This window comes from Methylobacterium sp. E-025 (genome assembly GCF_022829705.1).
In the GTDB taxonomy this organism is placed as follows: Bacteria; Pseudomonadota; Alphaproteobacteria; order Rhizobiales; family Beijerinckiaceae; genus Methylobacterium.
This window is the reverse complement of the sequence record NZ_JAKSYR010000115.1, coordinates 171,245-197,278: the sequence shown is the minus strand read 5'-3', so window position 1 is coordinate 197,278 and position 26,034 is coordinate 171,245. Positions and strand designations below refer to the sequence as shown.

Sequence of the window (26,034 nt, the reverse complement as noted above, 5' to 3'; positions counted from 1 at the left end):
GGCGCGAGCCTGATCTGGTCGCCGGTGAAGGACCTCGATATCGGTGTGGAAGGCCTCTACACCCAGATCGGCGTCAAGAACGGCCGCGTGATCGACACCGACAAGGATCCGACCGCCTACTCGCGCATCGCCGCGATCAACAACGGCGGCTTCGTCCGCACCACGACCAGCGACGACGTCTTCCAGGCCAAGGTCCGCGTCCAGCGCGACTTCTGAGGCGACGCGCCGGATCGGGCTTCTTGCTCCGCGCGGGTTTCGACGAGTCCCGCGCGGACGGGCATCTGCAGACCCGAGATCCATCCTTCGAGGCCCGGCGGCGACGCCGGGCCTTTTTTCTTGGCCGGCCACTCGCGCGTCATGGCTGGAGACGGCCGGCGCGGTCTCTCGGCCGGCCCGTCCGCGGACCATTGACGTTCCTGGAGGCTTCGGGATGAGATGACGGTGCCGGCGCAGCCCGAATCCGTCGAAGTCCCGGCGGATCCAGGCTCCTGCGGGCGGGCGCCCGGGCCTCGACGAGCTCCGGGCCAGGTCGGTCGCGACGACGTGACCGACCGGGACACGACCACCCCGTCGGCAAGAACGGGCCGGCCCACGGAGAGGCCGGATCTTCGGAAGGACGCCCCGTGACGAGCCCCCTCTCTCCGCCCCTCGTGGATCGGCCCGTTCCGGGCTCGGACCCGACGCGCCGGTTCTGGCCCTTCGGCTGGTGGCGCCTGGTGGACACCCGGATCGGCATCATCCCGCTGCCGATCTACGCGATCGTCGCGGTGCTCCTGGCGATCCTGACCTCCGAGGGCGAGATCCGACCCGACGGGCCGACGATGATCGCCGTGCTGGTGCTCGGCGGCTTCACCTGCGCCGAGATCGGCAAGCGCCTTCCGATCCTGCGCAACATCGGCGCGGGGGCGATCTTCGCGACCTTCGTGCCCTCGGCCCTAGTCTATTACAAGTTGATCCCGCCGCAGGTCGAGAAGGCGATCGTCGACTTCACCAAGTTCACCAACTTCCTCTACATCTACATCGCTGCGATCATCGTCGGCTCCATCCTGGGGATGGACCGGGACGTGCTGATCAAGGGCTTCCTCAAGATCTTCGTGCCGCTGGCGGTGGGCTCGCTGGTGGCCGGCGCGGTCGGCACGCTCGTCGGGACGATGCTGGGCCTCGGCGCCCGCCACACCTTCTTCTACATCGTGGTGCCGATCATGGCCGGCGGCGTCGGCGAGGGCGCGATCCCGCTCTCGATCGGCTACGCCCAGATCCTCGGCCAGCCGCAGGGCGACGTGTTCGCCCAGGTGCTGCCCCCGGTGATGCTCGGCAGCCTCACGGCGATCGTCCTCGCCGGCACCCTGAACTTCGTCGGCAAGCGCTATCCCCACCTGACCGGAGAGGGAAAGCTCCAGCCCGACCACGATGCGACGCCCCCCGGCGACGCTGCCGCGAAGGCCGAGGCGAATTCCGGGCAGGTCGACGTCTCGACCATCGCCGCCGCCGGGCTCACCGCGATCACGCTGTACCTCCTCGGCGTGATGGCCCACCACCTCACCGGGCTGCCCGCCCCCGTGGCGATGCTGTTCCTCGCGGTGCTGGCCAAGCTCTCGAGCGCGGTCTCGCCCCACCTCCAGGCCGGCGGCTTCGTGGTCTACAAGTTCGTGCAGACCGGCATGACCTATCCGCTGCTCTTCGCCATCGGCGTCGCGCTGACGCCCTGGGACAAGCTGATGGCGGCGTTCACGATCACCAACCTGATCACCATCGTCGCCACCGTCACCACGCTGATGGGCACCGGATTCGTCGTCGGGCGCCTGCTCGGGATGTACCCGATCGAGACCGCGATCGTGAACGCCTGCCATTCGGGGCAGGGCGGCACCGGCGACGTGGCGATCCTCACGGCCGCCAACCGCATGGCGCTGATGCCGTTCGCCCAGATCGCCACCCGGATCGGCGGCGCGCTCACCGTGACCGGCACCCTGGTCGCGCTGAGATGGCTGACCGGGATGCCGGCCTGACCCGGCCCGGCACCGCGGGACACCGCACGCCCGGGGCATTTCCCGCAGTCGTTACAACCCTGGGTTAAGTCAGCCTTCACCCTCTGCCGACACTCTGCTTCGGGACCGCCAAGGGCGGCCCGAATCGGAACGCTCCACGATGCTCGCGACAGCCCGAGATCCCTTCCCGCCCAGCCGCTCCGGCGCGATCCGCCCGCGCGGCGGCGAGGCCGTCCGGTCGTCCGGCCTCGTCGGCCGCGACGCGCTGGTCTGGCGGATCCGGGTCCTGGTCGCCGAGGCGCGGGGGCCGATCTGCCTGTCGGGGCCGGCCGGCAGCGGCAGCACGGCGATCGCGGCCACCGTGGCCGACAAGCTGGCGCGCCAGACGCGGGTGCTCGGCCTGCGCTGCCTGCCCGAGACCACCTTCGCGCGCCTGACGGAGATCCTCGCCGAAGGCCTTGATGGCGGAGATGTTTCCGGAACCGTATCCATCGTCCTGACCGATGTCGGCGCGGTCTCGGAGCCGGGCTTCCTGCGCGCCCTCGCGCGTCTCGCGGCCGAGCTGCCGCAATTCGGCTGGCTGATCGCGGGCGCGCCGCAGGCCATGCCCGGGGCACGATCGGTCGCGGTCCCGCTGCTTGCCGAATCGGAGACCGCCGCCGCGGTGGACGCGGCGGTCGAGCGGCACGCGGCCGTGATCTCGAAGATCGGCCGAAGCACGGCGGCGACGCTCTGCCGTGGCCTGCCGGGCCTCGCCGACCGCCTCGTGGCCGAGGCCTGGACGGCCGTCGGCACCGCGGGCGACGACGGCATCGGCCTGCCGCACCTGCGCACGGCCGCCCGCGCCCTCGTCGGGCCGGAGGTCGCGGCGGACGCGCCGGCCCTGCTGCGTGCCGCCGCCCGTACGCCGATCGATCCGGACGGCACGTTCCCGCGCGCGGCCCTGGCGATCGCCCTGGAGCGCGCCGGCGCGGCGACGGACCGCGGGGTCGCACCGGAGCGCGACCCCGCCCTGGTCGCGGCCGGCCGCGCGCGCCTGCGCTTTTCCGACGATGCGGCCGCCGCACGCCTGCTGCTGTCGGAGTTCGGCTGGACGTTCCACCGCGGGTGACCGGGGTTCCGGCCGACGGCGCCGGAGCCCGCACGGAGCCGATCCCTTCCGAAACCGCGGATCCGGGTTTCGCGCCTGCGACGCCCGGATCCGATCGAGGCGTTCAGTGCGACTTGACCAGGGCGCGCAACGCCTCCGCTGCCGCATCGCGGGCCGGGAAGGCACGCCGCACCGCGTCGACGAAGGCGGCGGCCGGGCCGTCCCAGTCGTGGCGGGCGACGTGCGCGCGGGCGCGGGCCGGGTCGAAGGGCAGCCGGCCCTCGACCGCCGCCTGCATCAGCGCGGCGAGACGCTCGACCCGGTCGGGCGCGTCGAGGTCGAAGTAGCTCGCCGCGTCGCCGCCCGATTCGGGGATGGCGGTGACGTTGGAGGCGATCACCGGCGTGCCGAGCGCGAGGCTCTCCAGCACCGGGATGCCCCAGCCCTCGCCGGCGCTCGGGAACACCAGGGCGGAGGCGTTGGCGTAGAGGTCGCCGAGGCCGCGGTCGTCGATCCCGGCCACGTGCACGACGTCGGCCATCGACGAGAGCCGCGCCAGCGTCTCCGGGCGCTCGCCGTCGGGCTTGCCGACCACCACGAGGCGCGCAGCCCCCGTGGGAAGCCGCGCGAAGGCGTCGAGCGTCAGCGCGAGGTTCTTCCGCGGCTCCAGGCGCCCGACCATCATCAGGTAGGGGCGGCCGTCGCGGATCGGCGAGCGGGTGATCGCGCCGGTGCGGGGCGGGCTCGTGCCGCACCGGACCTCGGCGATCCGGGCCGGGTCGATCCGGTAGGTCCGTGCGATCGAATCGCGGCTGTAGCGCGAGATCGTCACGACGAGGCGGGCGCGCTTGGCGCCGAGCCGCGTCAGCAGGCGGGTGCGCCAGCGCATCCCGAAGGAGAAGAACGACGGATGGGTCTCGAACAGGATGTCGTGCACCACGACGACCTGCCGCCCGCCCGGCACCAGGGGCGGGGCGATGTAGGTGGTCACCAGCGCGTCGATCCGGTCGCGGTGGACGAGCCAGGGCCAGACCGCCAGGAGCCGCACGGCCCGCGGCACCCGCGGCAGCCGGACGTGCTCGACGTTGGGGCCGGAGATCATCGTCGCGGCGCGCCCCGGGTCGTCGGAGTAGATCACGTAGGTCGCGTCCGGGTGGCGCGCCACGGCGCGGCCGACCACGTTGACGAGCCAAGTGCGGCTGCCCTGCATCTTGCCGACGAGGACGTGGGCGTCGATTCCGATCCGGAGTGTCATGTCAGGGGCTCCGATAGGCGCCGAAGGACGGGGCCTCGTTGGGGGCGTAGGGGCGGCCGGGCAGGTCCCGCGTCGCGCCGAGCGGGATGCCGGGGCGCGCGAGCGCGCGGGTCAGCGCGAAGCCGTTCGCGAAGGGTTTTGCGATGTCGGCGAAGGCCGGCGCCTCGGTGAGGTCCGGCGCGCGCGCTCCCAGCGGCAGCGACGTGCCGTCGTCGGTGCGGGTGGCGCCGTAGGCGTAGAGCCGGCCGCCGGCGGCGTGCCGCAGCAGGTTCGGGCCGATGGCGTTGCCGCGGCCCGTGCTCGTGGCCTCGACGGCGATGGCGGCGACGTTCGCCCGCGTCGCCACCACGATGTTGTTCAGGACGCGGTTGTCGACGGTGCGGCCGACCTGCTTGGTGTAGTCGCTGGCCAGCACGATCTCGCCCTTGTAGGCGTGCCGGCCGCCGGAATCGGCCATGTTGCCGACGACGGTGTTGTTGGACACGAGGTTCCGGCCGGCGTCGAACAGGTTGATGCCGGCGCCGTCGTTGCCGGTCGCGACGTTGAAGGCGACGAGGTTGTCGTCGCACCACTGGTCGACCTGGATGCCGTTGCCGTCCTGGCCCGTGGTCTCGCGCTGCCCGGTGACGACGTTGTAGCGGATGGTGTTGCGGTCGCCCGCGTCCTGGGCGGCATCCTTGGCGTAGACGTGGATGCCCGAGGTGCCCGACATGGCGATGCCGTTGTCGTGGACGCGGTTGCCCTCGACGACGTAGCCGGAGCCGTTGATCTCCATCCCGTGGATGCCGCTGCCGGAGACCGTGTTGCCCGCGATGATCGTCGGGTCGTCGGCGGGCGCGTTGATCACGTCGACCGCGATGCCATGGGTCTTGTTGCCGGTGAGCCGGTTGCCGAGGATGCGATGCCCGGCCCCGGAGCCGTCGCCGATCCAGATGCCGAGGCCCGAGGCGTCGACGGCCGAATCCCGCACCGTGACGTGGTGGCTCCCCCGGCGCAGGATGAACCCGGAATTCACGGCCCCCCGCACGGTCAGCCCGGACACCGCGACGTGGGCGGCGTTCTCGAACACCACCGAGTTCGACAGCACCGGCTCGGTGCCGGGCACCGCGGCGAGCGTCACCGGCGCCTCGGCGGTGCCACGGGCCGCGACGACCACGACGCCGTCGAAGCGGCCGCCCTTGACCAGCACCGCGCTGCCCGCCGCGAGGCTCGCGAACGGCACCGCGGACAGCGCCGCGACCGTGCGGTATCCGGGCATGGTCGAGCCCGCCGGATCGACGAGGATGCGCTGCAGGCTCGGCGGCTCCGCCGGCTGGCAGGCGGTGGCCGCCACCAGCATCGGCAGGAGCGCGACCAGAACCGCCGCCCGGATGCGGTTCGTCACGCGGCCTCCGCGAAGGCGCGGGCGATGGCGAGGCGCTTGCGGCGCTGGAACAGCCGGCGCCACACCGTGCGGCCTGCGGCCGGGCTGAGGCGGGTGAGCGAGCGCGCGGCGGCCCGCCAGCCGGGCAGGGCGACCTCCGGCATCACGAGGTCGGCCAGCGCGTGGCGGCGGGCGCGGCCGAAGGGCTCTGGGCCGACGAGCCCGAGGCGGGCGAGGTCGGGGGCGAGGTCGGGGCGCTTGCGGTACCACAGCACCAGGGCCGCACCCTCGCGCTCGGCGATGCGCAGGTAGGCCGCCTCGTCGAGGAAGTGGTGGTGGTAGGCCAGCGCCTTCGGCTCGTAGAACAGGCGCATCCCGCGCCGCGCCAGCCGCTCGCCGAGCTCGATGTCCTCGTGCCAGGTCAACTGCTGGTCGAAGCCGCCGGCCTCGCGCAGGAAGCCGGCGTCGACGCTGACGTTGCAGGTCAGGAACGCGTCCCAGCCGAGCTCGACCCTGCCGGCGAGCGCATCGTAGGAGGCGTCGTGATGGAGCGCCGCGAACGGCGAGAACGGCAGGGCCGGATCGATCGTCATCCGCCCGAGGATCGCCGTCTCGCGCCCGCCGCGCCGGGCATGGGCCGCCAGGTGCGCCGCGACGAGGTTCGGGCCGGGGATGGTGTCGTCGTTGACGATGAGCAGGCGCGTGCCGCGGGCGGCCTCGATCGCCCGGTTGCGGGCGGCGTTCGCCCCCGCATTCTCCTGGCGCAGGTGCACCACCGGCCGCCGCGCGGTCGCGACCGCCCGGCTGATCACCGCGCCGGTGCCGTCGACCGAGCCGTCGTCGCAGACCACGATCTCGAAGGCGGCCTCGGTCTCCTGGCGATCGAAGGCGGCCAGCGTCAGCCGCAGGGTCTCGGCGCGGCCGTAGGTCGGGATGATCACCGACAGGATCGGGGTCTCGGAGGGCGGGGGCGTATCCGGCGTCATGACGAGGCTTCCGGGCTTGAGAGGCTGGGGAGAGAATTGCGCGGGCGCAGCCACAGGGCGCCGGCGAGGGCGAGGATCGCGCCGGCCGGCAGGGCGACGGGAGCGAGCGCGGCCGGGCTCGCGAAGACGCAGGCCGCCATGGCGAGGGGCGGAGCGAGGATCGCCGGCAGGTCGCGGGGCACGAGCGGCGCCCCGACGGACCGGTGGAACACGGATACAACCACTGCGAGCATCGCGACTTCGGCGGCCAGGGCCGCGAGCGCGGCACCCGTGGCGCCTGCCCGCGGCACGAGCACGAGGCAGAGGATCGCGTTCACCGCGCAGCCGGTGGCGCTGAACCAGACCGCGAAGCCGGTGCGGCCGAGGGCGATCAGGGCGGAGAACAGGATCGTCGCCGCGATCATCGCGGCGGCCATCAGCGCAGCGATGCGCAGGACCGGCACGCTGGCGGCGTAGTCCGGCCCGAACAGCAGGCGGACCAGCGGGTCGGCGAGCACCCAGGCCGCGACCACGCCGGGACCGGCGGCGGCGAGCACGAGACGCAGCGCGAGACGGGCCTGCGCCAGCAGGGTGCCCGTGCCGACGGCGCGCCCGAACACCGGCACCAGGGGCGCGGCGAGCGTGATCGCGACGGCGACGCCGAGCTCGAAGAAGCGGTAGCCGGCGGTGAACAGCCCGACCTCGGCCGCGCCGGCGAAGGCGGCGAGCGCGAGCAGGCCGATGCGGGCATTGAGCGTGCCCAGCGCGTTGGAGATGCCGACGCCGGCGGCCTGCCGGATCGTGGCGAGGCCGATCCGCGGCGAGGCGGCCCGCAGCGGCACGAGGCGCCCGGCGAGGACGAGGCCGAGGACGCCGTAGGCCGCCCCGGCCGCCACCGCGACGAGGGGCAGCACCGCCTCCGGCGCGTCGAGGGCGAGCGCCAGCGCGGTCCCGACGACCAGGACGGCGGCGTTGGCGAGCGAGGGATAGGCCGACCAGCCGGGCCGGCCGCAGACCTGGAACAGCGCGTCGAGGAAGCGGACGGCGACCAGCGGCATGGCGAGCGCCGCCAGCGCCAGCGCGGGCCGCGTCGGTGGCGGGAGCAGCGGCAAGGCGCCGAGCACCGCGAGGCCCGTCCCCGCGCCGAGGATCAGGCGCGCGGAGAGCACGCCCGCGAGCGCGTCGGCCCGCGCCTCCGGCGCGCAGGCGCCGATGCGGGCGGCGAAGGTCAGCGTCGTGCCGAAATCGGCGGCGATCAGGGCGATCGCCAGGGCGGCGAGCGCGATGCCGTAATGGCCGAGCACCTCAGGCCCCGCCCCCTTCGCGACCATCACGAAGGCCGCGAAACCCGCGAGCAGGTAGATGCCGCGGCCGGCCGCCTGACCGACCAGGTTGATGCCGTAGCGCATCCCCCTTCGGTCCCGGCCCGTATCGGTTCGATTCACCACCATACGCATCTTTCGGTGATTTTCGCCGGAAAAATGCTACCTATGATTGTAGGATAGCACGACCCAGACGACGCATACCTCGAAAATCGCCTTATGGTTGCGCTTATAAGTATTATACAACCGTAAAGAGAGTGACATGCCTAAGCCAGCCGACATGCTCGCGGCCCGGGATCTCGCGGGGACCGAGACCGCCGCAGGCACAGCGATCTCCTGGGCGGAGACCCGCGCGGCGCTGCGCGCCGACCGGGCGCACTGGGCGCGCCGCATCCCCGGCCCGGTGCGCCTGCGCCGCGGCTACCAGGCGATCTGGCTCTACCGGATGTCGCGCTACGCCCACGAGAACGGCTGGCGGATGGCGGCCTGGCTGCTCTGGATCGTCAACGGCTGGCTGACGGGCTCGGACATCCCGCCCTCGACCCGGATCGCCGGCGGGATGTTCCTGCCCCATCCCTACGGCACGATCATCGCGGGCGCCGTCGGCCGCGACGCCGCCTTCGGCTTCCAGGCCTCGATCGGCGGCCTCTACAAGACCCCGGACCGCGACGTCGGCGGCGGCCCGGGGCTGCCGCGCCTCGGCGACGACGTGGTCCTCGAGCCGGCCTCGATCGTGCTGGGCGCGGTGCTGATCGGCGACCGGTCCCGGGTCGGGCCGCGCTGCCTCGTGCTCAAGGATCTCGACGCCGACACCGACCTGGCACCGACCGACTGGCGCGCGCTGCCGGGACGGAGCGCCGTGTCGTGAGCGACGACCGGACGCCCTCCGAACCGGTCCTCGACCACGCCCGCCCGGCGGTCCTGCGCCGGTTGCTCGCCGCCGACCTCGAGCGGATCGTGCGCCAGATCAGCGGCGGCAGGCCGATGTCGCGCTCCCGCGCGGCGATGATGGTGCTGCTGCCGGCGATGCAGTGCGCCGTGTTCCACCGCGTCGCCCACCTGCTGCACCTGCGCGGGTGGCGGCGGACGGCCGCCGCCGTCGCCGGGCTGTCGGTGCGCCTCATCGGCGCGTCCTTCCATCCCGGATCGCGGATCGGCCCCGGGCTGTTCGTGCCGCACCCGGCACGGATCGCCTTCTGCGGCACGGCGGGACGCGACCTTGTGATCCTGCCGGCGGTGGTGGTCGCGCCGGACCGGCCGGTGCTGGCCGCCGCGCCGTTCCCGCCGGACGCGCCGCACCTCGGCGACGGGGTCGTGGTCGGCGCGCACGCCCTGGTCATGGGCGCGGTGACGATCGGCGATGCGGCGATGGTCGGCGTCGGCGTCGCCACCCTGCGGGACATCCCGGCCGGGACCGTCTCGATGCAGCGCCTGCGCCAGACCAGCGTCTCCACGCTCGGCCGGGATCCCGGGATCGTGCAGGATTCCGCGATCGCCCAGGACAGGAGCGCCGCATGAGCCGCGCCCACGTTCGCGATCACGCGGCCCGGCACCGTCCGGCGGCGGGCCGGCGGGGCGCGTCAGCCCGCGACCTCGACGCGGGCCGCGCTCCGGCGGCGCGTGCGGGCGGCGGGGAGCTGCGCCCGCAGCACGCGCTCGTAGGCGTCGAAGATGCCGTCCCAGGCGAACGCCTCGGCGTGGCGTGCCCGCGAGCCGGACGACATCGCCGCGAGGTGCCCGGCCGGCGCGCGGGCGAGCCGCACGATGCCATGGCGCAGCTCGGTCTCGTCGCCGAAATAGGCGGCGTCGGGACCCGCCACCCACCGGTTGAAGACGTTGTCGTGGGCCAGCACCGGCGAGCCGGCGCCGAGCGCCTCGACCAGCGACGGGTTGGTGCCGCCGACCGTGTGCCCGTGGATGTGGAAGCGGGCGTGCCGGCGCAGCGCCGCGACGCGGTCCGCCTCGTAGATCGCGCCGGCGAGGATCACGTCCGGCCCGGCGGCCGCGCGCACAGCGCGGTGGTAGGCATCGGTCTCCGAGAGCTTGCCGAGCACCACCAGGGGCAGGCCTGGGCTGACCTCGCTCCAGGCGCGGACCACCTGCAGCACGAGGTTCTCGGGCACGATGCGGGCGATGGCCAGGCCGTAGCGCTGCGGCTCGATCCCGAGCGCATCGAGCGCGGCGACCGGCGCATCGGCGACCGGGTCCGCCCCGTAGGCGATGGTGGTGATGCGGCGCTTCGGGCTGACGCGGGCGAGGTGCCGGGCGATCTCGGGGTGGTCGGCGACGAGATGCGTCGAGAACAGGCTGCCGCAATGCTCGTTCAGCCAGAACCAGACCTTGGCGGGTTTCGACCAGCGGTCGCGGCGCCACTCGATCCCGTCCATGTTCATCACGCTGCGCTTCCCGGTCAGCCGGTAGAGCAGGGAGAACGCGGCGGTGTTGTAGCCGAGCACCAGGGGCAGGGCCGGACGGAACGCCGCCCGCACGGTGCATTTCCAGTCGAACAGGATCGTGGCGAGCGGGCCGTCGCCCGCGGCCTGGACCGGGATCAGGTCGATGCCGCGCCAGGTCGAGGGCGCGGTCGGCCGGTCGACCTGGCAATAGACCTCGACCCGCCAGCCGCGCGCGACCAGTTCCAGCGCGAGGCGCTCGGCCAGCGTCTCGAAGCCGCCATGCGCCGCGGGGACGCCCCGCGTGCCGAGGATCGCCACCGCCGGCCGCGCCGCGTCGGCGCGCCGGTCGCCATCGGACGCCCGCGCGCGGCGCGTCCCCACCATCCCATCGCTTGAGGAGGACGAACCATGGGCCACGACACCCTTCTGCGCCAGGACGCGATGCCCCGCCGCGAGCCGGTCACCGTCGAGGAGCGGCTGTTCCGCGAGATGGGGGCCGGGGGCTACTCCCGGCAGGACCACCGGATGGAGTACATCGTCCGCGTCAACGCGCTGCTGCGCCCCGACATGCGGGTCATGGAGTTCGGCGCCGGACGCGGCAAGTGGAGTCATGACCCGGTTCCACTGCGCCGCCATCTCGGGGACTTCCGCGGGCGCTGCGCCCACGTCACCGCCTGCGACGTCGACGAGGCGGTTCTCGGAAACGAGACGGCGGACGCCGTCGAGCTCGTCGGCCACGACGGGCTGCTGCCCTTCCCGGATGCCAGCTTCGACCTGATCTCCGCCTTCTCGGTGCTGGAGCACATCGAGACGCCCGAGCGGACGGCGGAGGAGCTCGGCCGCATCCTCGCGCCCGGCGGCTGGCTCTGCGCCTGGACGCCCAACCGCTGGGGCTATGTCGGGATCGGCGCCCGCCTGATCCCCAAGCGCCTGCACGCCCGCGTGCTGCGCATGGTCGAGCCACGCCGCGTCGAGATCGACTCCTTCGTGCCGCTCTACACGATGAACACGGAAGCGGCGCGGAAGCGGCTTTTCCCAACTGACCGGTTCGAGCACTTCACCTACGCGTTCGATGGGCAACCGTTCTATCATGGTGAGAACATCGTCCTGGGTAAGTTCTGGGAACTGCTGTTCCGGCTCACGCCGGGTCCGCTCAAGGGCTACCACATGGTCTTCATCAGGAAGCGCTGAGCGATCAGCGCGATCTGGTCTCGACTGTATTGGCAAGGTGAGCCGCGAAACGCTTCATGTCGCGGCTCTTGCTCAGGAGGTCCGGCCGCCGCCGCAGGCGGCCGAGCAGCCCGTAGGCGGCGGCGCGCGCCGTGAACCCGAGCCAGAGCGGCACCGCGAAGAAGGCCGGCGACGACAGCCGCCGGCCGCCGTTGCGCAGGGCGTAGACGCCGGCGAGCCCGTCGAGCCAGCGGGCGGAGCGGGTGCTGCCCGAGCCGCCCTGGAGGTGGACCACGCTGCGGCCCGGCAGGTAGTCGACCCGCCATCCGGCGTCGCGCAGCCGGCAGCCCCAGTCGACGTCCTCGCCGTAGAGGAACAGCGGGCTCGACAGGCCGCCGATCGCCTCGACCGCCTCGCGCCGCAGCATCAGGAAGGCGCCGCAGAGCCAGTCGACGGAGACCGGCCCCGGCGCCCGCGCCTGACCGCCCGCGAGGTAGACCCCGCGCAGGCCGAACCGCCCCGACAGCCCGGCCGCATGCACGGCGACGGTGAGCGGCCGCGGCTCGAACCCGGCATCGCCGACCTGATGGCGTCCGTCCTCGAAGACGAGGCGCAGGCCGACGGCGCCGACCTGGCGGTGGGCGTCGAGATGCGCCAGCGCCGCCGAGACCGCGTCCGGATCGCGCAGGTACGCGTCCGGGTTGAGCAGCAGGATCGCCGCGCCCCGCGACGCCGCATAGGCCAGCGCGTTGGCGCCGGCGAAGCCGTGATTCTCGGTCTCCGCGATCACCCGGATCCCGGGCCAGTCGGCCGCGATCCGCTCGGCGGTTCCGTCGCCCGAGGCGTTGTCGACGACGATCACCTCGTAGGCGCGGTCGATCCGGCTCGCCGCCAGCAGGGCGAGGCAGGTGTCGATGTCGGCGCCCGACTTGTAGGTGACGATGAGGACGCTGAGGGCGGGGGTCATCGCAGGCTCGCGCTTCGTCGTTCGGGACGCTCGGATCGGATACTGCGCGACATCACGCGGCTCCCTCTCCCAGGGGGAGACGGCTGGGGTGAGGGGCGTGCGTCGTCCGGAAAAGTCACGCCCCTCACCCTGCCCCTCTCCCCAAGGGAGAGGGGACCCGCGCTCAGGTCGGCAGGGCGGGTGGCGCGCTGCGCCGCCGCCACCGCGGCGATCATCCCGAGCGCGGTGTAGAGCAGCTCGGCGATGCCGAGGTTGAGGCGGAAGCCCGGGTCGACGAGGCCGTGGAGGAGGTGGGCGAGCAGCCCGATCGCCGAGGCGCCGGCGATCGCGGCGAGCGGATCGCCGACCGGCGCGCGCCGGATCGCGGAAAAGCCCCGCCACAGGCCCATCCCGAAGACCAGGGCGAAGGCGGCGTACCCGACGACGCCGACCTCGGTGAGGACGAGGATGTGCAGGTTGTGGACGACGTGGTTGGAGCGGTCGAACAAACCGGCGAGCCGCGACAGGCCGGTCTGGTCGAGGGTGGCGAACATGTTGCCGAAGTTGTTCAAGCCGACCCCGAGGATCGGGAACTGCGCGAACAGCGCCAGCGCCGCCGCGTTGAGCGGGCCGCGCTGCGCCGCCGAGCCGCCGTCGTCGGCAAACAGGCGCTCCCAGATCATCGGCCCGACGACGATCGCGGCGATCACGCCCACGAGGAGGAGGAGGCCGGCGACGATCAGGCTCGCCCGCGTGAGCAGCCGGTCGCGGTAGACCAGCAGCACGACGAGCGTCGCCGAGAGCGGGTAGGTCAGCCACGAGGCCCGCGACAGGGTCAGCACCACGCCGCCCAGCGCCGAGAGCGCGCCGGCCGCGCCGACGAGGCGCAGCCAGGTCGGGCCGCGGGACAGCGCCAGCGCCAGCGCGAGCGGCCAGACCACCTCGTAATAGTAGCCGAGGATGTTGGGGTGGACCTTGAAGCCGGCGGCGCGGCGCTGGGCCTGGAAGTTGATGTTCTCCTCGACGATCTGCTCCTCGCCGAGCACGCCGAGGCCGAGCTCCGAGCCGGTGACGTACTGCACCGCCGCCGCCGCCGTCTGGACCAGGCAGAGGACGCAGATCGCCAGCGCCAGGGTGCGGACGTCGCGGGGGCTCAAGTTGGCGATCGAGACCGAGACGACGAGCAGCGTGAGGAAGCGCCACTCGTCGAACCACAGGTAGGCGGGGTCGCCCGCGTTCGCGAGCGAGAGCACGCCTGCCGCCATGAAGGCGGCCTGCGTCAGCACCAGGGGCGGATCGAGCGACAGGCGCTGCGGGCGCGCCTCGCCGATGCCGACGAGCTTGAAGGCGATGAGCGTCAGCGCCACGAGGAAGGCGACGCTGACGGTGAGCCCGGCGCCGCCGCCGATGCTCGGCAGGTACTGGCCGACCGCCTCGAAGTGCTGGAACATGCTGACGTCGAGCTTGACCGTCAATCCGACCGCGAAGGCGACGAGCAGGAACGGCGTCAGCCGGACGCGCTGGCCGAGGATCAGGGCGCCGAGCGCGCCCAGCGGCGCGACGAGCCCGACGACAGCGAACTTCAGCGGAACGCTCGCCAGCGACACGGCCATCGCGGCGGCGCCGGCGCCGATCGCCAGCGGGGGGAGGGTGCGGAGCGCGGCCCTCATCCGAGCCGCCGGTAGAGCCAGTCGGGGATCGGCCGCCGGGTCCGGTTGAGGACGACGCCGAGCGCGGTCCCGCCGGCCGCGTCGAGGTCGCGCATCGCCTGCTCGGCCACGACCCGCCGGGTCCGCTCGGCCCCGACGACGACGACGAAGCCGTCGACGAGGGGGCTCAGGGCCGCGGTGTCGCCGATCTGCCCGATCGGCGCGCAATCGAGGATCGCGAGGTGGTAGCGCTGGTCGACCAGGCCGAGGAAGGCCTCGACCCGGGCGTCGTCGAGTCCGGCCTCGCGGATCGAGGCCGGGGTGCCGGCGGGGACGACGTGGAAGCCGTCGGCGACCGCGTGGACGCCGTCGAGCGGCGCGACGGCGCCGAGCACGATGTCGGCGAAGCCCGGCTTGCCCGAGAGGCCGTAGGCGGCGGCCAGCGCGGGCTTGGCCCAGTTCGCCTCGATCAGCACCACGTCGAGGTCGCGGCGGGCATAGAGCCCGGCGAGCTGGCGACTGAGCGAGGTGACGCCGTCGCCGGCCTGCACCGCGGTGACGCCGATGCGGCGGAGCGGCGGCCCCTCGCGGCGGTTGAGCTGGACCAGGGCCGGCTCCAGGTCGAGGCGGTCCGGCACGGCGGGATCGTGGAACGCGGCGGCGATCATGCGTGGGCTCCGCGGAGGCCGGGGGCACGGGTCCGCCGCGGCTCGGCGCGGCCCTCGTTCCGCAAGGGGAGGGCGGCGAGAACCGGCACCCGGAGGGAGCGCGCCACGTCCGACGCGCTGCGGTAGGTCTGGGCGAGGATCTCGGCGAGCGCGACGTAGGCGAGGGCCGCGACGAGGCCGAGGCCGGCGGCGAGCCCGAGGATCAGCAGGCGGTTCGGCCCGCTCGGCAGCCGCGGCGGCACTGCGCGGGCGACGAGCGAGGAGGAGGTGACCGACTGCGAATCGAGGCCGGTGCCGGTCTTCAGCTCGTCGATGCGGCGCTGGGTCTGGGTGATCTCGTCGGTGAGCAGGCTCTTCTGCTGGCCGAGCCGGCCGAAGGCGAGCGAGGCGTCGCTCTGGCCGATCGCCGCCTGCCGCCGCGACGCCTCGATGTTGGAGATCGCCGCGATCTTCTCGGCGAGCACCGCCAGCCGGGTGGTGTCGGCGCTGATCAGGGCCCGGTACTTCTGGCGGGCGAGCTCGGTGAGGTCGCGGTCGAGGCTCGCGAATTCCGGCGCGGCGGGGCGGAACCGCGTCGCGAGCTCCGAGCGCCGGGTGCGCAGCTCGGCGAAGCGCTGATCGAAGGCGGCGACCGTCGGGTCGGCGTCCGGCGGCGTCGGCTGCCAGCGGTCGGGCCCCGATTCCTTGGTGCGCTTCAGCCGGGTCTCGACGCCCTCGCGCTCGATCTGCGCCGCCGACTTCTGGCGGGCGAGGTCGGCGAGCGTGCCGAGGTCGTTCTGCTGCTCGATCGCGAAGCTCGCGGTGTTGGCGCCCTTGAGGTACTTGCCGAGCTGCTGGTCGATCGCGGCGAGCTCGGCGCGGGCGCGTTCCAGCTTGCCCGCGTAGAACGAGGCCGGCGTCTCGTCGGCGTAGACCTCGACGTGGCGGCGCTTGTAGGCGTCGAGCAGGCGGTTGAGGGCGGCGGCGGCGAAGTTCGGGTCGGTCCAGGTGAAGCCGGTGACGATCACGTCCGTCTCCTTGACGAACACGACCTTGAACGAGGCGAGGTAGGCCTCGTACAGCTTCTCGTCCGGGCTGAGATGGCGCAGCAGGCCGATCGCCTCGAAGGGAATCCGGGCGGTGTCGACGACCCAGGTCTTGACCCCCTTGGCGACGCGGACGAGCTGGCGGCCCTGGTAGACGAGCCAGGCGCCCCAATCCTCGGGCGGCGGGCCGAGGTCGCCCACCGGCGTGATCGCCTTCAGCGCCTCGAACTCGCCGCGCACGATGCTCGGGTCGCGCAGGATCTCGATCTCGTTGTTCACGTTCTGCGCGCGCTCGGAGAACATGTAGTTCTGGTTGGTGCCGCCGCCGATCGGCGCGGCCGCCTTCTCGCGGCCGAGGCGGATGATGAGCTTGGCGTCGGCCGTGTACTCGGTCGGGGTCAGCAGCAGGTAGATCCCGGCGCCGACCAGCGCCGCCGCCAGGATCAGCAGCGCCGGGCGGGCATGGCGGAACAGGGCTCCGAGCCCGTCGCGCAGGTCGAAGCCGGGCCGGTCGAACCCGCGCGGCTCGAGGGCGGTCTCGGTCGCGCTCATAGGGCGGCCCTCGCCGTGGTGCTGGTGGAGGTCGTGGCGGCGGGGCCGGTGATGTAGTTCACCCCGAAGCCGGTGCCGTTGAAGAGCAGGATCTGGCGGACCACGAGGTCGACCGCGCGCGCGGTCTTGGCCAGCACCGAGGGCGGCACGTAGACCGTGGCGTTCGGCGGCACGACGATCGAGTCGGCCAGGCCCGGCACGCCGATGTCGACGACCTGCACCGCCCCTTGCGCGCCTCCTTGCGCACCGCTGTCGAAGCGGATGATCCGCACCGCGTCGCCCGCGGCGGTCGGCAGGATGCCGCCGGCGGTGCCGAGCACCTGGGCCAGCGTCCGGGCGCCCGACAGCGTGACCGGGCCGGGCACCCGGACCTCGCCGAACACCATGGTGTTGGCCGGTACCAGCGACGCCAGCCGCACGCTCGGGCTGACCGAGGCGAGGTGATGCCGGTAGGCGGCGGCGAGCGCGGCCGAGACCTCGTTGACGGTGCGGCCGGCCGCCTGGACCGGCGGCACCATCGGCAGGTTGATCTTGCCGTCCGGCTCGATCGCCATCAGCTTGACGCGGCCGATGTCGGACCGCTGGGTCAGGTCGCGGAAGTCGTCGATCGGCGTGCGGAACTTGCGCAGCAGGACCGTGACGACCGGGTTGATCAGGACGTCGTCGTAGGTCTCGCGGATCAGGGTGGCGGCGCGCTCGGGCGACAGCCCGGCGACCATGATGCCGTTCTTGCCCGGAAGCGAGATCCGCCCGTCCGGCCGGACTACAACCGTACGGTTGTAGTCCGGGTGGGTCCGGAAATCGACGTCGAACTCGTCGTTCGGGTTCAGCCGGTAGGTCGGCTGCACCACGCTGGAATCGATCAGCAGCGAGATCTCGAGGTTGTCGCCGACGTTGAGACGGTAGTTCATCAGCCCGAGGCGCATGGTGCGCCCGACCTCCTCCTGCGCCGCGGCGACGACCGCCGGCGGCGCCTCCGGGATCGATCCCGTCTGAGCGACGTCACGGATCGCAGGGTGGGAGGCCTCCCGCGCCCGGGTCGCCATGCAACCCGACAGGGCGGCCGCACAGGCGAGGGCGACCGCGAGGCGGCCCGCCGTCCGGCCGCGCCGGCCAGCATCTCGATCGACAGGAGAAGCACACACCATCATAGGCCTTCAGCCGCACCATGCTCGGCCGCGCCCCGTTCGATAACAACTCCTGAACGTATCGCGGCACTCGGTACAATCTGAGAACCTGGTTAACGAACTTTGAAACCCCTGGGTCCGATCCGACCGTAAGTTGCATTCATTCGCGGGCGTGGCAGAGTGCGCAGACGCCCCGGGCCCCGGGTCCCGGTGGGTTCCGAACCCGGAAGCCCGGCCCACGAGATCCTGCCAGGGGAGCTGCTGTCAGGGGACTCGGTGCCGGGGGACACGGTGTCAGGGGACTTGGTGCCGGGGGACACGGTGCCAGGGGACTTGGTGCCGGGGACACGGTGCCAGGGGACTTGGTGCCAGGAGACTCGGTCAGAGCACCGGCACGCCGCGGAACTTCGCGTGCTCGGACGGCTCCACGTGAATCACCACCACGGCGCCGGGGATCGTGGTCTCGAGCGCGTCCTCGAGCCGGTCGCAGATCTCGTGCGCCTCGCGCACGCTCATCTCGCCGGGCACCACGAGGTGGAAGTCGATGAAGGTCGCTTGGCCCGCGTAGCGCGTCCGCACGTCGTGCGCCTCCAGCGCGCCCTCGCCGTGCAGCGAGATCAGCGCGCGGATCTGCCCGACCATCTCGCCCGGCGCCGCCCGGTCCATCAGCCCGTCGACGGATTCGCGGACCATCTTCCAGCCGGACCACAGGATGTTCAGGGCCACCAGGCCGGCGACGACCGGATCGAGCACGGGGATGCCGGTCGCCAGCACCAGGCCGACGCCGACGAGCACGCCGCCCGAGGTGAACACGTCGGCGAGCACGTGGCGGCCGTCGGCGACCAGCGCCGGCGAGCGCCAGGCCTTGCCCCAGCGCAGCAGCGCCCACGCCCACACCGCGTTGATCACCGTGGCGCCGGCGTTGATGGCCAGCCCCAGGGCGGGGGCGTCGACGGGCTTCGGGGCCAGGATGCCGTAATACGCCTCGCGCAGGATCAGCAGCGACGCGACGATGATCAGCGCCCCCTCGATCACCGCCGAGAAGAACTCCGCCTTGTGGTGGCCGTAGGGGTGGTCGTCGTCGGCCGGCAGGCCGGCGACGCGCAGGGCCACGAACGCGCTGAGCGCCGCGACCACGTTGATGATGCTCTCGAGCGCATCCGAGTACAGCGCGAGGCTGCCGGTGAGCCAGTAGGCGAGGAACTTCAGCCCCGTGACCACCAGGCCGACGACGGCACTGGCGAGGGCGGCTTTCTGGGTGCGGCTCATGACGGGTCCGGGCGATCGACCCGGCGGCCTTAATCGACCGCGCCGGCGCAAGGCCACGGCACAGGTTCAAGGCCACGGAAAAGGTTCAAGGCGGCAGCACACCTTGCACCGCGGGGAACGGAACTTAGCCGCGGCTATCGCGGATCACGCGGCCGGAGCGGTCCCGTCGGCGCGTGCGGCTTCGCGCGCCTCGCTGCGCGCCCCCTGGGCCCGCGCGGCGGCGGCCTTGCGCAGGAGGCGGCGCCTCTGCCAGCCGAAGCGGGCCGCGGCGGCGAGCGCCTCGAGGTGGCCGGCCTCGCGCGCCCAGTAGCCGACGAGCTGCCCGTCAAGAGTGATCCGCTCCGCCTGCGCCGCCATGCATCCCTCCCCTCAGGCGATGGTGCTCGCCGTCGAACGTCCTCAGCAAAACGCCTAATGCGGCGCGGCGGGTTCCGTCGTCTCCTCGACGATCAGCGCCTCCGCCTCACCCTCGAACCCGCCCGCGCCATCGGGGACCGGGGTGGCGGGCGTGCCGAACGGCGTGCTCGGATAGGCCTGCTCGAACTTTGCGCGCGCGTCGGCGGGGTCCTCGCCCTTGAGCACGATCTGCGGCTTGCCCGGCAGCGGCCAGCGCGGGTCGGCGGGATCGCGGGGACGCACGGCGTACCAGGGCATGGAGGCTCCAAGTCGAGACGGGAGGATCGCGCCTGCCGTGAACGGAAGCCGGTCCGGCGCGGTTCCACGCACGCCGCGCCGCATTGATTCCCGGCGCGCGCCGGTGCAGGTGCGGGCCCCATGCGCGTGGACCTGTTCGATTTCGACCTGCCCGAGGCCAGCATCGCGCTGCGCCCGGCCGAACCGCGCGGCGCCGGGCGCCTGCTCGTCGTGCGCCCCGGCGACGGCCTGACCGATGCCCGCGTCGCCGACCTTCCCGGCCTGCTGCGCCGGGGCGACGCCCTGGTCTTCAACGACACCCGGGTGATCCCGGCGCGCCTTCGCGGCATCCGCACCCGGCCCGGCGCGCCCGGCCAGCGCACGGAGGTGATGCTGCATCTGCGCGAGGCGCCGGACCGCTGGCGCGCCTTCGCCCGGCCGGCCAAGCGCCTGGCGCCGGGCGACCGCGTCGTCTTCGGCCGGCACGGGGCCGGCGAGCCCTGCGAGCTCGGCGGCCTCGACGCCACCGTCGCGGCCAAGGGCGAGGGCGGCGAGATCACCTTGCGCTTCGACCTCGCCGGGCCGGCCCTCGACGAGGCCGTCGCCGCCATCGGCGAGCTGCCGCTGCCGCCCTACATCGCGGGCAAGCGCCCCACCGACGCGCGGGACGCCACCGACTACCAGACGGTCTACGCCCGCAACCCCGGCGCCGTCGCCGCTCCCACCGCCGGGCTGCACGTCTCCGACGGCCTTCTGGCGCGGCTGGACGCCGCCGGGATCGGCCGCCACACGGTCACCCTGCATGTCGGCGCCGGCACGTTCCTGCCGGTCAAGGCCGAGGACACCGCCGACCACCGCATGCACGCCGAGATCGGCTTCCTGGCGGCCGAGACCGCCGAGCGCCTGAACGCGGTGCGGGCGGCGGGCGGGCGGATCGTGGCGGTGGGCACCACCGCGCTGCGCCTGCTGGAGAGCGCGGCCGACGCGGACGGGCGCCTCCACCCCTTCGCCGGCCCGACCGAGATCTTCATCACCCCCGGCACGCGCATCCGCGCGGTCGACGCGCTGATGACCAACTTCCACCTGCCGCGCTCGACCCTGTTCATGCTGGTCTCGGCCTTCTCCGGCCTCGACACCATGCGCGCCGCCTACGCGCACGCGATCGCCGAGGGCTACCGGTTCTACTCCTACGGCGATTCGAGCCTGCTGTTTCCGGCCCAGGTCTGATAGGGCTGACCGACACCGCACATCTCCCTCCCCCCGTCGCGGGGGAGGGTGGCCCCTGCGTGAACAGGGGTCTGGAGAGGGGAGCGCCGTATCCGGAAGCGTCGCTCCCCTCTCCCGACCCGCTTCGCGGGCCACCCTCCTCCGCAACCAAACCAGGCTTGCCCGATTTGGGCACCGGGTACACAGATCTCGGGCAAGCCCGAGATCTGTGGGGCGAGGGGGCGCTGCCCGAGGCAACCTGGAAGCCGTCTCACCTCAGCATGTCCGACACAGACTTCACCTTCGCCGTCCACGCCACCGACGGGCAAGCCCGCACCGGGGCGATCACCATGCCGCGGGGAACGATCCGCACGCCGGCCTTCATGCCGGTCGGCACCGCCGGCACGGTCAAGGCCATGTATGCGAGCCAGGTGCGTGCGCTCGGCGCCGACGTGGTGCTCGGCAACACCTACCACCTGATGCTGCGCCCGGGCGCCGAGCGGATGGCGCGGCTCGGCGGCTTGCACCGCTTCATGCGCTGGGACGGGCCGATCCTCACCGATTCCGGCGGCTTCCAGGTGATGTCGCTGTCGGCGCTGCGGAAGCTCGACGAGCAGGGCGTGACCTTCCGCTCGCATGTCGACGGCACCGCCCACTACATGTCGCCGGAGCGCTCGATCGAGATCCAGGGCCTGCTCGGCTCCGACATCCAGATGCAGCTCGACGAGTGCGTGCGCCTGCCGGCCGAGCGCGAGGCGATCGAGAAGGCGATGCGCCTCTCCCTGCGCTGGGCCGAGCGCTGCCGCACCGCCTTCGGCGAGCAGCCGGGCAAGGCTCTGTTCGGGATCGTGCAGGGCGGCGACGTGCCGGAGCTCCGGGTCGAGAGCGCCCGCGCGCTCGCCGGCCTCGACCTCAAGGGCTACGCCATCGGCGGCCTCGCGGTCGGCGAGCCGCAGGCGGTGATGCTCGCCATGATCGAGACGGTGGAGCCGCACCTGCCGCGGGCCAAGCCGCGCTACCTGATGGGCGTCGGCACCCCGGACGACCTGATGCGCTCGGTCTCGCGCGGCATCGACATGTTCGATTGCGTGATGCCGACGCGGGCCGGCCGCCACGGCCTCGCCTACACCCGCCACGGCCGGATCAACCTGCGCAACGCCCGCCACGCCGAGGACACGCGGCCGCTGGACGAGACCTCCTCCTGCGAGGCGGCGAGCGCGTATTCCCGCGCCTACCTCCACCACCTCGTCCGCTCGGACGAGATCCTGGGGATGATGCTGCTGACCTGGAACAACCTGTCCTACTACCAGGACCTCATGGCCGGGATGCGGGCGGCCATCGCCGAGGGCCGCCTCGCCGCGTTCTGCGACGCAACCCGCGAGGGCTGGGCCCGGGCCGAGCGCGACGCCGCCGCGGGCTGAGGCCGGGCGATGCCGGGCCGCGATGAGCCCGCCCCATCGAGGCCTGCCCCGCGCGACGGCCGGGCGCCGGCTCTCCGCCGGACCTCATGGGTCGTTTGCTCATGGGGCCCTGCCCAAGCGGTCCTCGCCCATCAGACGCGGCATGGGCGCATCACGGATGCGCCAGCACCCGGTAGCTGCCGTCGGCCGCGTCCGCCCCCGTCTCCGCGGCGGCCTGCAGGCCCTCGACGATGCGGGCCGCCACCGGCAGGCGGTAGTGCAGGGCATCCCAGTAGTTCTCGTCGCGCGTCGTGATCGGCGAGGGCAGCCGGAAATCCACCACCAGCGCCCCCCGCGCCCGGCCGATCGCGGCGACGCGCGCCTTGCAGGCGGCCTCGCGCGCGCCCGCCGGCGTGCCGGCCGCCCCCTGCGCCGCCACGTGGACCGGCATGAAGGCGACGAGCTTGCGCGCCGCGCCCGGCACGGAGGCCAGCAGCGCATCAAACGCATCGAGCATGGGCATGGCGTCGCCGGCCTGGGCCGGGGGAGGCGTGCCCGGGCCGGCCGTCTCCGGATCGAGCGGGCTGCCGCCGCCGTGGATGTGGCGCGCGGCGCGGACCGGGTCGTAGCTGGCCTCCGGCGGCGTGAACACGGAAAACCCGTCGCCGCGGATGCGGGCCGGGGCGAGGCCGAGGCGGTTGAGCGCGACCTGGGCCGCGATCCCGAGGCTCTGCCCGTTCACCTGCCGCAGCCAGCCCCAGGGCGCGCCCTCCGCATAGAGCCAGTCCGGGAACGGATGCGCGGTGCGGCGGGGCGCGTCGGCGGCGCACCATGTCGAATCGAGCGCGAACAGCACCGCGTGCACGGTGTTCCGGCGCAGGAACAGCCGCGCCAGCGTGCGCTGCTCGTCCGGCGTCGCGGCATTGACGGCCAAGTTGGCGAAGCGCGCCCCGAACGCCCGGTCGAGGTCGTTCGGATCGATGAGGCGCGCCGTCGAGGTGCCGAACACCGCCGCATCGTACCCGCCCGCGCGGGCGATCCGCGGATACATGAAGCGCTGGTTGCGATCCATGATCGCCCCCGGCCGGCCCGGGCGCGCGCGAAGGCCGTAGGGGTCCATCGCGGCGACGAAACCGATCGCGGCGAGGCCGGCCCCGAGGCCGGCGAGGGCGAAGGTCCCGGCGAAGCGCCGCCAGCGGCGGGAGGACGACGCCGGGGAGGAGAGGGGAGGGATCACGGCTGGCCTTCCGGCCCAAGGAGGGGGCGTTCGACCGCCGATGCCAGCAGACCATGGCGCCCACGCGGCACGACGGCGCCCGCGCGCCCCGGATGCGACGCCGCGCGGGCCACGCCCATGTTGACCCGTCCGGCGGCCTCCCCTATTCCACCCACGCCTCCCCGGGCCCGGCCCGCGCGGCCGACCGCACGGCGGACGCGAGCGCGTAGCTCAGCTGGTAGAGCAACGGACTTTTAATCTGTAGGTCTTGGGTTCGAACCCCAACGCGCTCACCAATTATTTCAGTGGCTTAGTCGCCGGGCCGACCTTTTCTCTCGCTACCCGGGTAACGTCACGGGTAACGATGAGACTACCGGGGTGATCGATGGAAAAACCCCAGCCACCTGCGGCAGCGCACCTAAACAGCCTAATCGAGCAGGTGGCATATGCGCCGGCCCCGTCGCGCGAGCTCTTCGCCAAGGTGTGGTTCGCCACCACCGGCAAGCAGCATCCCGACATCAAAGGCCGGTTCGCCGTCCTGATGGGCGCCAAGGCCTGGACCGAGGCGGCGCTGCTCATAGTGGCATGCACACTGCCGGAATGGCGCGTGGTGACGAAGGCCAGCCGCGGGGCTGGCGAGGCACTGATGCTGCCGCCCGATCACGTAGGCGGCGTTCCAGAACGCTCAAGCGATACCGTGAGCCATCCCGGAGGGCCCGCGCTGGCGATCCTTAAGGCGATGCTCGTGGCGAAGAGGCGAGGCAGATAATCGCAAATTTATGCGTCAGAAATTTAGTTCGTCGCAATATTCACTTTGAAACTTCTATCTTATTGCAATGCCAGGCAGCGGAACTAACCATTTTTCCACAACACTATGAATTTTGGTTCGCTTAGGCTTTTTCACGCCCCAGATTTGGCCGTGATATTTATTGTTGTGGACAGGGTCTGACCCTACCGGAAGCCCCAGCCCTCTAACCCTTGAAACTGGAATCAGAACTGCACCGAAGCCGTTGGGAACGTTCACCAACAGTGAGGCGCCCGCTTCATCAATAATCTGCGAGAGATCCGCAGACATTCCATAAGTCGGATCACCATTTGTGGCACTGAACGCAGAGCTGCCAATGCGCTGCCCGCCAGTATTCTCATCTGGAACCAGATGATACTCTGGATTTATGTTTCTAATTAGGAACGTTTCTGGTCGAAGCTCGGGGTCATCGTGCGGAACTACCTCGCCACACTCATCACGCTCAGGATTTAGCGGCAACCAAATCTCTCCGAGTTAATTCACGATGTGAGCAATTGCCGACATAAGAAGAGCCAAATTATTATTTATCTCAAACTCTTCTTCTATCCCTGATTTTATATGCTTAGTATACACGCACATTGTATTAGGGGCCGAGACCTCCACCTCAATATCCCAACCATTGCGATGCCACTCAAGTTGAATGGCTCCATTCGACAACGGCATGATTGAAGGCATCGGCACGCCCGGCCGCATGAGAGCACCCAACACTGAAGCGGTGTACTCGACAATACTGCGTTGGGCAGGCTTACCTGCATGCCCATCCCAGCCCACCTTTAAAGCATAAAGCATGAGCAATCGACGTTCAGCCTGAACTCGCCACTCACAGTGAGGCGGAGTGAAAACGGCAGCCAGTTGGGGCCCAATTCGACGGGGCTGTTGGGTAGTGGTAATTTCCGACGAGCCGCCACCCTCGAGATACATCAAGCCTCACGCCCCCACGCCTTATGCATATTTTCGGTCGTGATACCGGCGAAGGCTGTCACGATCCGGGCTCGCGCGTTATCGAAGAAATCAAGCACCGCGTCAAAGTGAGGAGAAGCCGGAGGGCCACGACCGATCAGGCTGAGCATTTGGACTCTCTCGCCCTCAGACGACAAGCCAGGGTTTGACTGCACCCAAAGCCGACCTATCGGATCACCGCCAGGGCCTGGGATAAGATAGCTCATTTGCACGCCAGCGTCTTCCATTGGCCCGAGCGAGTCGATTTGAACGTTTTCCCACCAGCGGAAAATGTCCGCCATAGACGCTACGTCGAGAGTGCCTCTCTTAATCGTGTTTATGTATGTAATTTCGCACTGATTCGGCACCAGGGGCCCAAGCCCGTTCTCTGCCGAAAAATCTTGCAGAGCGGCCATTTCTGTAACGAAGCGTTCTCGAAGAGCCTCGTAGCGCGGGTAGTGAGTTTCGTCGCCGGTTTTCCGCCAGTTATGGATGAATCGATCGGGCTGAAATTGTATCAATTCGATGCCTTTGAGGTCGGCGAACCATAGCCTCGGTATTTCTGGCCGATCTTCAAACTGGATTTGAAAGCTCGGCGTTCTCGACTGAGGAACCCCAAAAGTCTCAAATGAAGGCGCCAATGGGGGCTGATAGGAGACTATTGGAAATCGACTTCTGAATTTTTCCCATAACAAACCGATATGGACATGCGTGAAAGCGGATAGATGATTGAATTGTACGGACATTGCCACCTCGGTTAGAGGCGGAGCCTTGAAATCTGGAAGATCGGCTGGTCGATTCATCTGGCCACCATGGTGCACAGGAATGAGTGCTCCTTTCGGAGGATTGTCCGGGAAACTTCCATCTATTCCGTCAACGACATCGGCTTGTACCCGTTTCTCACACATAGGCGTTCCGCACAGGAATGCCTGGTGCCGGGTGATCGTCCTGGATCATGGGTCGAGGTCCGACCTATCTGCTCCCCGCTCGGTGCGACTATCGCGCCAGCCCGATTGAACGTCCCTCACAGAATGCCGGCATGGCCTCACCGCG

24 protein-coding genes, 1 tRNA gene and 1 pseudogene are annotated in these 26,034 nt (G+C 71.3%); 10 read left to right on the top strand and 16 right to left on the bottom strand.

From position 1 onward, the window contains the following. The 3 genes and pseudogenes from MKK64_RS16935 to MKK64_RS16925 all read left to right on the top strand — a co-directional run. Nucleotides 1-216, top strand: a pseudogene (locus tag MKK64_RS16935) (porin); the annotation flags it as partial. Between the two features lie 407 nt (nt 217-623). Next, a complete protein-coding gene (locus MKK64_RS16930; RefSeq protein WP_409567965.1) occupies nt 624-2,006 on the top strand; it encodes a 2-hydroxycarboxylate transporter family protein in 1,383 nt (460 codons plus the stop codon). Nucleotides 2,007-2,145: 139 nt separating this feature from the next. Then, nucleotides 2,146-3,096, top strand: coding sequence for a hypothetical protein (locus MKK64_RS16925; protein ID WP_243936048.1), 951 nt, complete (start codon nt 2,146-2,148; stop codon nt 3,094-3,096). 103 nt (nt 3,097-3,199) lie between these two features. Here MKK64_RS16925 and MKK64_RS16920 read toward each other — a convergent pair whose 3' ends face one another. Genes MKK64_RS16920 through MKK64_RS16905 form a run of 4 tightly spaced genes read right to left on the bottom strand, consistent with a single transcriptional unit; the run spans nt 3,200 to nt 8,067 of the window. Continuing rightward, nucleotides 3,200-4,330, bottom strand: a complete 1,131-nt coding sequence (locus tag MKK64_RS16920; RefSeq protein WP_243936046.1) for a glycosyltransferase family 4 protein — start codon at nt 4,328-4,330, stop codon at nt 3,200-3,202. 1 nt (nt 4,331) lies between these two features. After that, nucleotides 4,332-5,714, bottom strand: a complete 1,383-nt coding sequence (locus MKK64_RS16915; protein WP_243936044.1) for a nitrous oxide reductase family maturation protein NosD — start codon at nt 5,712-5,714, stop codon at nt 4,332-4,334. Then, nucleotides 5,711-6,679 (bottom strand): glycosyltransferase family 2 protein, encoded by a 969-nt coding sequence (locus MKK64_RS16910; RefSeq protein WP_243936043.1) that lies wholly within the window; start codon nt 6,677-6,679, stop codon nt 5,711-5,713. Before MKK64_RS16910 ends, MKK64_RS16915 begins: the two co-directional genes overlap by 4 nt. Continuing rightward, entirely contained in the window at nt 6,676-8,067 is a 1,392-nt protein-coding gene (locus MKK64_RS16905; protein ID WP_243936042.1) for a lipopolysaccharide biosynthesis protein, read from the bottom strand. The genes MKK64_RS16910 and MKK64_RS16905 overlap by 4 nt, the downstream gene beginning before the upstream one ends. Nucleotides 8,068-8,242: 175 nt before the next feature. On the opposite strand from MKK64_RS16905, the gene MKK64_RS16900 reads away from it, so the two are divergent. Both MKK64_RS16900 and MKK64_RS16895 read left to right on the top strand, forming a co-directional pair. Then, on the top strand, nt 8,243-8,848 hold the full coding sequence (locus MKK64_RS16900; protein WP_243936041.1) for a serine acetyltransferase: 606 nt from the start codon (nt 8,243-8,245) through the stop codon (nt 8,846-8,848). Continuing rightward, nucleotides 8,845-9,498, top strand: coding sequence for a serine acetyltransferase (locus tag MKK64_RS16895; protein ID WP_243936040.1), 654 nt, complete (start codon nt 8,845-8,847; stop codon nt 9,496-9,498). The genes MKK64_RS16900 and MKK64_RS16895 overlap by 4 nt, the downstream gene beginning before the upstream one ends. Before the next feature lie 62 nt (nt 9,499-9,560). On the opposite strand, the gene MKK64_RS16890 is transcribed toward MKK64_RS16895, so the two are convergent. Then, nucleotides 9,561-10,760: a DUF1972 domain-containing protein gene (locus MKK64_RS16890; protein WP_243936038.1), complete on the bottom strand. Its 1,200-nt coding sequence runs from the start codon at nt 10,758-10,760 to the stop codon at nt 9,561-9,563. Nucleotides 10,761-10,784: 24 nt separating this feature from the next. Here MKK64_RS16890 and MKK64_RS16885 point away from each other — a divergent pair, with 24 nt between their 5' ends. Next, complete coding sequence (locus MKK64_RS16885; protein WP_243936036.1) at nt 10,785-11,567, top strand: class I SAM-dependent methyltransferase; 783 nt, start codon at nt 10,785-10,787, stop codon at nt 11,565-11,567. A gap of 4 nt (nt 11,568-11,571) precedes the next feature. On the opposite strand, the gene MKK64_RS16880 is transcribed toward MKK64_RS16885, so the two are convergent. The 8 genes from MKK64_RS16880 to MKK64_RS16845 all read right to left on the bottom strand — a co-directional run bounded on the left by MKK64_RS16880 (nt 11,572) and on the right by MKK64_RS16845 (nt 19,436). Continuing rightward, the gene (locus MKK64_RS16880) at nt 11,572-12,513 is read right to left on the bottom strand and encodes a glycosyltransferase family 2 protein (protein ID WP_243936034.1); all 942 of its coding nucleotides are present in this window, start codon (nt 12,511-12,513) and stop codon (nt 11,572-11,574) included. Next, nucleotides 12,510-14,162, bottom strand: coding sequence for an O-antigen ligase family protein (locus tag MKK64_RS16875; protein WP_243936032.1), 1,653 nt, complete (start codon nt 14,160-14,162; stop codon nt 12,510-12,512). Before MKK64_RS16875 ends, MKK64_RS16880 begins: the two co-directional genes overlap by 4 nt. Continuing rightward, nucleotides 14,159-14,809, bottom strand: a complete 651-nt coding sequence (locus MKK64_RS16870; protein ID WP_147726945.1) for a CpsD/CapB family tyrosine-protein kinase — start codon at nt 14,807-14,809, stop codon at nt 14,159-14,161. Before MKK64_RS16870 ends, MKK64_RS16875 begins: the two co-directional genes overlap by 4 nt. Continuing rightward, nucleotides 14,806-16,386: a lipopolysaccharide biosynthesis protein gene (locus MKK64_RS16865; RefSeq protein ID WP_243936031.1), complete on the bottom strand. Its 1,581-nt coding sequence runs from the start codon at nt 16,384-16,386 to the stop codon at nt 14,806-14,808. Before MKK64_RS16865 ends, MKK64_RS16870 begins: the two co-directional genes overlap by 4 nt. Continuing rightward, on the bottom strand, nt 16,383-17,432 hold the full coding sequence (locus MKK64_RS16860) for a polysaccharide biosynthesis/export family protein (protein WP_243936030.1): 1,050 nt from the start codon (nt 17,430-17,432) through the stop codon (nt 16,383-16,385). Before MKK64_RS16860 ends, MKK64_RS16865 begins: the two co-directional genes overlap by 4 nt. 462 nt (nt 17,433-17,894) lie before the next feature. Then, a complete protein-coding gene (locus MKK64_RS16855) occupies nt 17,895-18,782 on the bottom strand; it encodes a cation diffusion facilitator family transporter (RefSeq protein WP_147729013.1) in 888 nt (295 codons plus the stop codon). A 144-nt stretch (nt 18,783-18,926) separates the two neighbouring features. Continuing rightward, on the bottom strand, nt 18,927-19,139 hold the full coding sequence (locus MKK64_RS16850; RefSeq protein WP_243936029.1) for a hypothetical protein: 213 nt from the start codon (nt 19,137-19,139) through the stop codon (nt 18,927-18,929). Between the two features lie 54 nt (nt 19,140-19,193). Further along, nucleotides 19,194-19,436 (bottom strand): hypothetical protein, encoded by a 243-nt coding sequence (locus MKK64_RS16845; protein WP_243936028.1) that lies wholly within the window; start codon nt 19,434-19,436, stop codon nt 19,194-19,196. Nucleotides 19,437-19,556: 120 nt separating this feature from the next. On the opposite strand from MKK64_RS16845, the gene queA reads away from it, so the two are divergent. Together queA and tgt are read left to right on the top strand one after the other, a co-directional pair. Beyond that, nucleotides 19,557-20,642 (top strand): tRNA preQ1(34) S-adenosylmethionine ribosyltransferase-isomerase QueA, encoded by a 1,086-nt coding sequence (gene queA, locus MKK64_RS16840; protein WP_147859761.1) that lies wholly within the window; start codon nt 19,557-19,559, stop codon nt 20,640-20,642. 260 nt (nt 20,643-20,902) lie between these two features. Beyond that, complete coding sequence (gene tgt, locus MKK64_RS16835) at nt 20,903-22,042, top strand: tRNA guanosine(34) transglycosylase Tgt (RefSeq protein WP_243936027.1); 1,140 nt, start codon at nt 20,903-20,905, stop codon at nt 22,040-22,042. Nucleotides 22,043-22,193: 151 nt separating this feature from the next. Here the strand turns inward: tgt and MKK64_RS16830 are convergent, their stop codons facing one another. Further along, nucleotides 22,194-23,258 carry a hypothetical protein gene (locus tag MKK64_RS16830; RefSeq protein WP_409567964.1) on the bottom strand — a complete coding sequence of 355 codons (1,065 nt, stop codon included), beginning with the start codon at nt 23,256-23,258 and terminating at the stop codon, nt 22,194-22,196. Nucleotides 23,259-23,457: 199 nt separating this feature from the next. On the opposite strand from MKK64_RS16830, the gene MKK64_RS16825 reads away from it, so the two are divergent. Both MKK64_RS16825 and MKK64_RS16820 read left to right on the top strand, forming a co-directional pair. Beyond that, a tRNA-Lys gene (locus MKK64_RS16825) sits at nt 23,458-23,533 on the top strand. 89 nt (nt 23,534-23,622) lie between these two features. Further along, entirely contained in the window at nt 23,623-24,006 is a 384-nt protein-coding gene (locus MKK64_RS16820; protein WP_243936025.1) for a hypothetical protein, read from the top strand. A gap of 54 nt (nt 24,007-24,060) precedes the next feature. Here the strand turns inward: MKK64_RS16820 and MKK64_RS16815 are convergent, their stop codons facing one another. Beyond that, nucleotides 24,061-24,501, bottom strand: coding sequence for a hypothetical protein (locus MKK64_RS16815; RefSeq protein WP_243936023.1), 441 nt, complete (start codon nt 24,499-24,501; stop codon nt 24,061-24,063). Between the two features lie 461 nt (nt 24,502-24,962). Next, nucleotides 24,963-25,889 carry a TIGR04255 family protein gene (locus MKK64_RS16810; RefSeq protein WP_243936022.1) on the bottom strand — a complete coding sequence of 309 codons (927 nt, stop codon included), beginning with the start codon at nt 25,887-25,889 and terminating at the stop codon, nt 24,963-24,965. Between the last annotated feature and the right edge of the window lie 145 nt (nt 25,890-26,034).

Bases quoted from the DNA above. Each gene is read 5' to 3' on its own strand.
- MKK64_RS16925 (WP_243936048.1), top strand. From the start codon at position 2,146: ATGCTCGCGACAGCCCGAGATCCCTTCCCGCCCAGCCGCTCCGGCGCG.
- MKK64_RS16920 (WP_243936046.1), bottom strand. From the start codon at position 4,330: ATGACACTCCGGATCGGAATCGACGCCCACGTCCTCGTCGGCAAGATG.
- MKK64_RS16910 (WP_243936043.1), bottom strand. From the start codon at position 6,679: ATGACGCCGGATACGCCCCCGCCCTCCGAGACCCCGATCCTGTCGGTG.
- MKK64_RS16905 (WP_243936042.1), bottom strand. From the start codon at position 8,067: ATGCGCTACGGCATCAACCTGGTCGGTCAGGCGGCCGGCCGCGGCATC.
- MKK64_RS16900 (WP_243936041.1), top strand. From the start codon at position 8,243: ATGCCTAAGCCAGCCGACATGCTCGCGGCCCGGGATCTCGCGGGGACC.
- MKK64_RS16890 (WP_243936038.1), bottom strand. From the start codon at position 10,760: ATGGTGGGGACGCGCCGCGCGCGGGCGTCCGATGGCGACCGGCGCGCC.
- MKK64_RS16885 (WP_243936036.1), top strand. From the start codon at position 10,785: ATGGGCCACGACACCCTTCTGCGCCAGGACGCGATGCCCCGCCGCGAG.
- MKK64_RS16880 (WP_243936034.1), bottom strand. From the start codon at position 12,513: ATGACCCCCGCCCTCAGCGTCCTCATCGTCACCTACAAGTCGGGCGCC.
- MKK64_RS16875 (WP_243936032.1), bottom strand. From the start codon at position 14,162: ATGAGGGCCGCGCTCCGCACCCTCCCCCCGCTGGCGATCGGCGCCGGC.
- MKK64_RS16870 (WP_147726945.1), bottom strand. From the start codon at position 14,809: ATGATCGCCGCCGCGTTCCACGATCCCGCCGTGCCGGACCGCCTCGAC.
- MKK64_RS16865 (WP_243936031.1), bottom strand. From the start codon at position 16,386: ATGAGCGCGACCGAGACCGCCCTCGAGCCGCGCGGGTTCGACCGGCCC.
- MKK64_RS16860 (WP_243936030.1), bottom strand. From the start codon at position 17,432: ATGGCGACCCGGGCGCGGGAGGCCTCCCACCCTGCGATCCGTGACGTC.
- MKK64_RS16855 (WP_147729013.1), bottom strand. From the start codon at position 18,782: ATGAGCCGCACCCAGAAAGCCGCCCTCGCCAGTGCCGTCGTCGGCCTG.
- MKK64_RS16850 (WP_243936029.1), bottom strand. From the start codon at position 19,139: ATGGCGGCGCAGGCGGAGCGGATCACTCTTGACGGGCAGCTCGTCGGC.
- MKK64_RS16845 (WP_243936028.1), bottom strand. From the start codon at position 19,436: ATGCCCTGGTACGCCGTGCGTCCCCGCGATCCCGCCGACCCGCGCTGG.
- queA (WP_147859761.1), top strand. From the start codon at position 19,557: ATGCGCGTGGACCTGTTCGATTTCGACCTGCCCGAGGCCAGCATCGCG.
- tgt (WP_243936027.1), top strand. From the start codon at position 20,903: ATGTCCGACACAGACTTCACCTTCGCCGTCCACGCCACCGACGGGCAA.
- MKK64_RS16820 (WP_243936025.1), top strand. From the start codon at position 23,623: ATGGAAAAACCCCAGCCACCTGCGGCAGCGCACCTAAACAGCCTAATC.
- MKK64_RS16810 (WP_243936022.1), bottom strand. From the start codon at position 25,889: ATGTGTGAGAAACGGGTACAAGCCGATGTCGTTGACGGAATAGATGGA.